This is a genomic window from Martinezella lusitana (assembly GCF_900094565.1).
Lineage (GTDB): Bacteria > Pseudomonadota > Alphaproteobacteria > Rhizobiales > Rhizobiaceae > Rhizobium > Rhizobium lusitanum.
The window spans coordinates 1-6,137 of sequence record NZ_FMAF01000066.1 but is presented as its reverse complement, the minus strand read 5'-3'; the positions used below and the strand labels follow the sequence as shown (position 1 = coordinate 6,137).

At 59.8% G+C, this 6,137-nt stretch carries 7 protein-coding genes and 1 pseudogene; 2 read left to right on the top strand and 6 right to left on the bottom strand.

What is annotated here, in order from left to right; all coding sequences use genetic code 11:
* On the top strand, positions 1 to 330 hold a 330-nt coding region (locus GA0061101_RS38245; RefSeq protein ID WP_141694193.1), incomplete at its 5' end, for an ISAs1 family transposase.
* Positions 331 to 510: 180 nt separating this feature from the next.
* Here the strand turns inward: GA0061101_RS38245 and GA0061101_RS38240 are convergent.
* The 6 genes and pseudogenes from GA0061101_RS38240 to GA0061101_RS40695 all read right to left on the bottom strand — a co-directional run bounded on the left by GA0061101_RS38240 (position 511) and on the right by GA0061101_RS40695 (position 5,565).
* Positions 511 to 1,074: a UPF0149 family protein gene (locus tag GA0061101_RS38240; RefSeq protein WP_004128954.1), complete on the bottom strand. Its 564-nt coding sequence runs from the start codon at positions 1,072 to 1,074 to the stop codon at positions 511 to 513.
* Positions 1,071 to 2,645, bottom strand: a complete 1,575-nt coding sequence (gene tnpC, locus GA0061101_RS38235) for an IS66 family transposase (protein ID WP_004128951.1) — start codon at positions 2,643 to 2,645, stop codon at positions 1,071 to 1,073. The genes GA0061101_RS38240 and tnpC overlap by 4 nt, the downstream gene beginning before the upstream one ends.
* Positions 2,646 to 2,693: 48 nt before the next feature.
* Positions 2,694 to 2,936 (bottom strand): annotated as a pseudogene (tnpB, locus tag GA0061101_RS38230) (IS66 family insertion sequence element accessory protein TnpB); the annotation flags it as partial.
* Positions 2,937 to 3,053: 117 nt separating this feature from the next.
* Positions 3,054 to 4,061 (bottom strand): tyrosine-type recombinase/integrase, encoded by a 1,008-nt coding sequence (locus tag GA0061101_RS38225; protein ID WP_004126146.1) that lies wholly within the window; start codon positions 4,059 to 4,061, stop codon positions 3,054 to 3,056.
* Complete coding sequence (locus tag GA0061101_RS38220; protein WP_004126144.1) at positions 4,058 to 4,990, bottom strand: tyrosine-type recombinase/integrase; 933 nt, start codon at positions 4,988 to 4,990, stop codon at positions 4,058 to 4,060. Before GA0061101_RS38220 ends, GA0061101_RS38225 begins: the two co-directional genes overlap by 4 nt.
* Positions 4,987 to 5,565 (bottom strand): site-specific integrase, encoded by a 579-nt coding sequence (locus GA0061101_RS40695; RefSeq protein ID WP_240535524.1) that lies wholly within the window; start codon positions 5,563 to 5,565, stop codon positions 4,987 to 4,989. Before GA0061101_RS40695 ends, GA0061101_RS38220 begins: the two co-directional genes overlap by 4 nt.
* 147 nt (positions 5,566 to 5,712) lie before the next feature.
* Here GA0061101_RS40695 and GA0061101_RS40880 point away from each other — a divergent pair, with 147 nt between their 5' ends.
* A complete protein-coding gene (locus tag GA0061101_RS40880; RefSeq protein WP_276307848.1) occupies positions 5,713 to 5,838 on the top strand; it encodes a hypothetical protein in 126 nt (41 codons plus the stop codon).
* The last annotated feature ends 299 nt before the right edge of the window (positions 5,839 to 6,137 follow it).

Here is a 6,137-nt window from a genome sequence, read left to right as displayed (position 1 = left end):
GTCAAGGTGCAAGCACAAGTCTATGAAAAGTCCAGGCAAAGCAGCCAGGTCCGCTTCTATATCTCCTCGCGGTCGATGACCGCGCTCCAGTTCGCCGAGGCCATACGTGGCCATTGGGCCATCGAGAACTCCCTCCATTGGGTACTCGACGTCACCTTCAACGAGGATGCCGCCCGATCTCGAACCGGGCATGGACCAGCCAACATGGCCGTCGTCCGACACTTCGCCATCAACATGGTTCGAAGCCATAACGACAAGCGCAGTATCAAACTCAGACGAAACAAAGCAGGCAGAAACCCACAATACATGGCCGAAATCATCCGAGCATGACTGTTAACCCGGATTCAGCGCCGTGGCGTCGCTGGTGGCTCTATAAACATCAATGTCGAAATATGACATGGGCAAGAGACACTCGCTGGGTTCTGACACCATCGTACATTCAGGATGACAGTGAGCGCGACGAACAGCCCACTGCTTTCGGCGTTGACGGGATCGCAATAGCACTTTCTTTTAGAACTTCTGCTTTGCCCGCTTCGGCATAAAATAGGTTCGGATATTGACGAGTGCTTCGGCGACGGCAGCAGCATCCTGGTGGGTCGCTTTCCGTTTTGTCTCGCCGAGCTTGCGGATCGGCGCGATGATATCCCCAGTGACGGCATGACCTCGAAGGACAGGCTGCCAAAGCCTCGGCGCGTATCCTGTTCCGAGGAGAAAGCAGATGTCCCAATCGAATGGATCAAGGGTCTGATCATCGATCCTGGTGAACCTGGGCCGGTGGTCTTTCGGTCTCTCGGAAAGGCTTGCAGATATCCGATTATACTCCGCCACGATCGTCTGCACGGCCCGATGTTCGGTTGTTTCCATTGGCAGGTTCAGGGCATCCGGGCCGGTCAGTTCCGGGATCCATTGGCGTGGGTCGATGAACTTCGGGCCGATGATGAGGGCCGTAAGATAGCCATCGAGACTGCTCATTGACCAGATAGGCGATGGCGGACGACGTCTCCTGATAAAGGCTTCGAATGCGTCGTCATCGAGCTTCGGTCGCGGCGTCATCTCCTGGCTGTTCTGTGTCATGCCGCTTGTCGCTCCTGCTGTGTCATCGCTTCGCGCTCGGCGTTCCAGGCCCAAGGCAAAAGGCTCTCCATCTCGTTGGCTTTGACTTTGCCGGAGATGATGCGTTCCAGCACATCGGCAAGCCAGGCGTCGGGGTCCACGCCGTTAAGCTTTGCCGTGTTCACGAGCGATGCCAGGACCGCGAAGGTCTGGCCACCCCGCTCGTTGCCCACGAATAATGAGTTCTTTCTCGTCAGAGCCACGGATTTCATTGAACGCTCGACTACGTTGGAGTCCACCTCGATCCGGCCATCATCGAGGAAGGCTGTCAGGCCGCCCCAGTGGTTGAGCATGTAAGTGACTGCCTTGCCAAGTGCTGATTTCGACGACACCTCGTCGCTCAGTTCGGTGAGATGGACCTTCAGCTCCCTCATGATGGGAGCCGCCTCACGACGCCTGCCGCTAAGCCGGGTATCTTCATCTTCCCCTCGTAGTTTTGCTTCGATGCGATAGATTTCTGCAATCCTGGCAAGGATCGACAAGGCCTCCGAAGAGCCGGTCAGTTTGACGACATCAACGAACTTTCGCCGTGCATGGGCGAGGCAGAAGGCCAGCCGCATGGGGGCAACGTTGCTCTTGCCGCGTCGTTTGACCATGGTTTTATAGGCTTGGTATCCATCAACCTGAAGCACGCCGGCAAACGACGACAATTGCCCCTCGATCTCGCGCGCACTGCGGCTTTCGGCAAAGATATAAGCAACCGCCGGCGGCGCCGGACCATTCCAGGGGCGGTCGTCAACCGCTTGCGCCCATAACTGGCAGACCTTGGTTCGCTTGCGTCCTGGATCGAGGCGCGGAAGCGGCGTCTCGTCACAGAACACCCTCGGCTGCGAGCGGATGAAGGCGGTCAGCGCATCGTAGAGGAGCTCAAGCCACCAGGCGACACGCGTGACCCATGCCCCGAGCGTACCGCGATCAATGATGACGCCGCAGGAGGCCAGCATTTGCGCCTGTCTGTTGAGCGGGAGATGCCAGGCAAACTTCGAAACAGCGACATGCGCGGCAAACGCCGTGGTCACCATGCCACCGTCCATCACGCGTGCCGGTGCGGACGCCTGCACAACAACACTTTCGCAGGCCCGGCATGCATAGCGTGGCCGGATCGTCCGTTTCACCCGGACAACCGCAGGCACGATGTCGAGCGCCTCGCTGACATCAGTGCCGATGCAATGAAGTTCGAACGAACAGCAGGGGCAAGTCTTGCTCTCTGGTTCGATGACCTCGTCATACCGCGGAAGGTGCTTGGGCAAGCGGCCGATATTGCGCGCTGGCGATCGCCGTGCCTGCATTTTGTCTTCAATGACCGGCACGACATCGTCATTGGCAGCAACGGGAATGTCGCTTAGATCGCCAAGATCGAGCATTGCCTGCGTCGGATCGAGCACTGTCATCTTCTCCGATTTCGTCCCGAAGAGCTGGCGCTCAAGGAAGACCACGCGCGCCTTAAGGTCGGCATTCTCTTCGTTGAGCGAGAGAATGATCCGGGTCAATTGCGCAGTGTCCTGGGGCAAGGGATCGGGTCGAAGCGGCATGACGGACCCTACCACATGAGCCTGAATCTTCAAGCAAAACCAATAGGATCAACCAACTTTCAAGGGCCGCTTCACTGGGTTCTGCTTCACCCTTGTCCAGTCAATACCGGCAACCAAAAGTGAGAACTCTTCGCGCGTCATCTGCATGGCGCCATCGCGGATCGGTGGCCAAACGAACTTGCCTGCCTCCAACCACTTCGTCGCTAAAATCATGCCTGATCCGTCCCAGTAAATGCAACGAAGCCGATCAAGACGCTTGGCGCGGAACACGAACACGTCGCCGCAATAGGGTTATGTGGCGCGCCACATAACCCTTTTTATGCATCGGGTGAGATTTTGTGGCGGAGCCGTCATGGCGCCAGCCGGGGACTGCCAAATCTGGCATCTTCCGCCACATAATGTTTTAGCTTAGATGCTGTTCAGCAGTTGCAGAACGGCATCGGTGGGCCGGAAGCGCGTCCCGTAATCGCCCTTGATGCCCGCCTTTTCGAGTCCGTTACGCATCATCTCGACATCCGCGGCGGCATAGCGGTGGGTGGTGGCGACCTGTGCGTGCCCGAGCCAGGCTTGAATCGTCAAAAGATCCACGCCGGACTGGAGAAGCTTCATGGCAAGGGAGTGCCGGAAGATGTGTGGCGATATGGGCTTTTCGGCCAAATCCGGCCTTGTGGCCACTGCCTTGGCCGCCGCTCGTCGTACGATGTGGGTCGCCCCGAAGCGCGTCAGGCGCTCATTGTGGGCACCGATAAAGATCGGTCGTGGTTCGTGGTTGGTGATTCCGCGCTCGCGCAACAAGGCCGCCAGCGCTCTCGCCAGATCCTGAGGAACGGGGATGACGCGATCTCTGCGCCCCTTACCGTGCAATAGCACCTGCGAGTGCGGGCGTCCCAACTGAAGGTCGTCAGCATTGACACCGATGGCTTCGGAGACCCGCGCGCCGGTCCGCGCCAGGAACAGCAGAAACGCGCGGTCGCGCCGACCACGGGGCGTCCTCTGATCGGGCGCCGCAATGACGGTGTCCACTTCTGCGTCGGTGAGATGGTGCGTCACCTCAATGTGCGCGCGTTTTGTGGGAATCGTCAGCACGCGTTGCGCGACACCAAAGGACGCCGGGTCGGCGGCTGCCACATGGTGGAAGAAAGATCGTATCGCAGCTAGTCGGGCATTACGCGTGGCGACGGTGTTGTTCCGCTTCTCCTCGAGTTCGTCGAGAAATGCGAGAACGAGGTCTCGATCGAGATCTTCGAGCACCAACGCCGCCGGCCTCTTCCGCAACCTGGCGGCGGCAAAGAGGATCAGCATGCGCAAGGCGTCGCGATAGCTCGCGACAGTCGCGGGAGTGGCGTTGCGCTGCTTGGTTAGGCGCCGGCGAAAGTAGGATTCCAGGAGCGGCGCCAGGAGCAGATGTTCGCTCATGCTGCACCTCCATCGAGGAAAGCGCGGTCCGCCGCAATGGCGAGAAGATCCGCCGAACCAGTGAGGTAGTAAGCGGTATCGCTGTAGCTGGCGTGGCCGAGATAGGTGGCGAGCAACGGGAGCAACGCCTGAACGTCTGCGCGCTGTTGATGCCAGAAGCTGAGGCGGGTCACGGCGAACCGGTGCCTGAGATCGTGCGGCCTTAAGGGCTTACCGCCATCAAGGCCGGAGAGCTTACGCACCTCGGCAAAACCGTTTTGCAGGCCGGTCGCTGAGAGGCGGTTGCCACGAGAGCTGAGGAAGAAGCCCTGGTCCTTGGGCGTGGGAAAAGCGGCGTCACGCTCACTGGCGTAGTGGCGAAGGGCAGCCTGGGTCGTCGTGTGAACTGGAACGAGACGGTCCTTGCGGAACTTCGTCTTCCGAACGAGAAGAACCCCGTTGGTCAGATCGACGTCGGAACGATCAAGCCTTACCACTTCGCCAGATCGCAGTCCCGAGCTTGCCAACAATCCGATTAGCGTTGCCATCGTCCGCCCCCTGAGAGGGATGCTTGGCGAAATGCGCGCACATGCGTCGATGAGCGACGCCAACTCTGACTCGCTGAGGATCCGCGGCGGCGGAATTGCCCTGGATCTGGGAAAGACCCTACGCTCCAAGCTCTCGGTTTGGGCGTCATAGACGGCGAGATACTCGTAGAATCTGCGGAGCACGCCGTGACGAGTGGTGCGGCTGTTGGCGGCCCCGCCGAACGATAGGACGAAGTCCAGCGCCATCGTCCGGGTGGCGGGCGCGTCGATTTGAGTGCGTTCAACGTAGCGGACAAAAGCGCGCAACGTACCAGCTTGCTTACTGAAGGCATAGCCGAGCGAGTGGCGCAGTTCGATGTAACGCTCAACCTTCTCGCCGAGGAATCGGGCAAAGGCGGTCATGCGGCGCCTCCCGGAAAGGGGAGTGCGACCTCGGCGAGTTGCGAGGCCGCAACCTTCACGTACAACGCCGTTGTGTTGATGCTCCGGTGGCCAAGAAGATCGGCGACCTCGTTGATTGGCCTTTGCTGCCTGACGAGCTGGGTGGCAAGGCTGTGGCGCAGGAGATGCGCACCTGCGACTCGCCCAAGTTCGACCCCGCCATGCCGCAACCGCTTCCGCACGATCCTCGAAACAGGCGACGCGCACTTGAACGGCCCCAGCGGCGGCGTGAAGGACAGGAACAGATACGGACTATCCACCTTCGGTCGAGCGCGCAGGATGTAATCGGCGAGTGCGGCGCCGGTCTCCTCTAGGAGTGGCACCACCCGATCACGCTTGCCCTTGGTGCGCCGGACAAAAACCTCGCCAGTACGCCAGTCGATATCCTTCAGCCGAATGGCGCGTAACTCGCCGTTGCGAATGCCCGTAGTGGCGAGCAGCAGCAGGACGGCTCGATCGCGGATGTCGACCGGCGTCGTTGCGCCGATCGCATCGATCGCCTGCCGAACGTCATCCCATGCAAGGCGTGGCGGCAAATGTGCCAAACGCCAAGAGGGCGTCCTTGGGACAACGCCGGCGAGATCTTGGCGATGGTAGCCAGCCCAATACAAAAACCGAAGAAATGTTCGAGTGTGAGCAGTCGCTGCCGTGCGGCTGCCGGAGGTCGCCGATAGCGACAGCCGATGCTCGACAGCAGCAAGGACCTGCTCAGCCGTCAACGGCTCGAGGTCCTGGCCGAGATGGTGATGGCGGAACCAATCCAGAAAGCGGCGGCCGCCCAGAAGAACGCCTCGCGGCAAACTGGCTAAAGCGCGCAATCCGGCTCAGGTAAATCTTGGCAGACGCTCGCTTATAACCGAGCGTGAAAAAATGCTCCGCGAAGCGATCCATCTCGCCGCCGAGCGCACCGCTACGCAGACGCTTGAGTACCCCACGATACGAAAAATAGAAGTCGAGCATATTGCCCCTCCAGTATTGCGGCGCAGGGGGATCCCGCGCCCGTCAGAGAGGCATGAAATATTATGTGGCGGAGAATTCTAGATTTGGCAGTCCCCGGCTGGCGCCGTAATGGCTCCGCCACAAAATCTCACCCGATGCATAAATATGG

Bases quoted from the DNA above. Each gene is read 5' to 3' on its own strand.
- GA0061101_RS38240 (WP_004128954.1), bottom strand. From the start codon at position 1,074: ATGACACAGAACAGCCAGGAGATGACGCCGCGACCGAAGCTCGATGAC.
- tnpC (WP_004128951.1), bottom strand. From the start codon at position 2,645: ATGCCGCTTCGACCCGATCCCTTGCCCCAGGACACTGCGCAATTGACC.
- GA0061101_RS38225 (WP_004126146.1), bottom strand. From the start codon at position 4,061: ATGAGCGAACATCTGCTCCTGGCGCCGCTCCTGGAATCCTACTTTCGC.
- GA0061101_RS38220 (WP_004126144.1), bottom strand. From the start codon at position 4,990: ATGACCGCCTTTGCCCGATTCCTCGGCGAGAAGGTTGAGCGTTACATC.
- GA0061101_RS40880 (WP_276307848.1), top strand. From the start codon at position 5,713: ATGCTCGACAGCAGCAAGGACCTGCTCAGCCGTCAACGGCTCGAGGTC.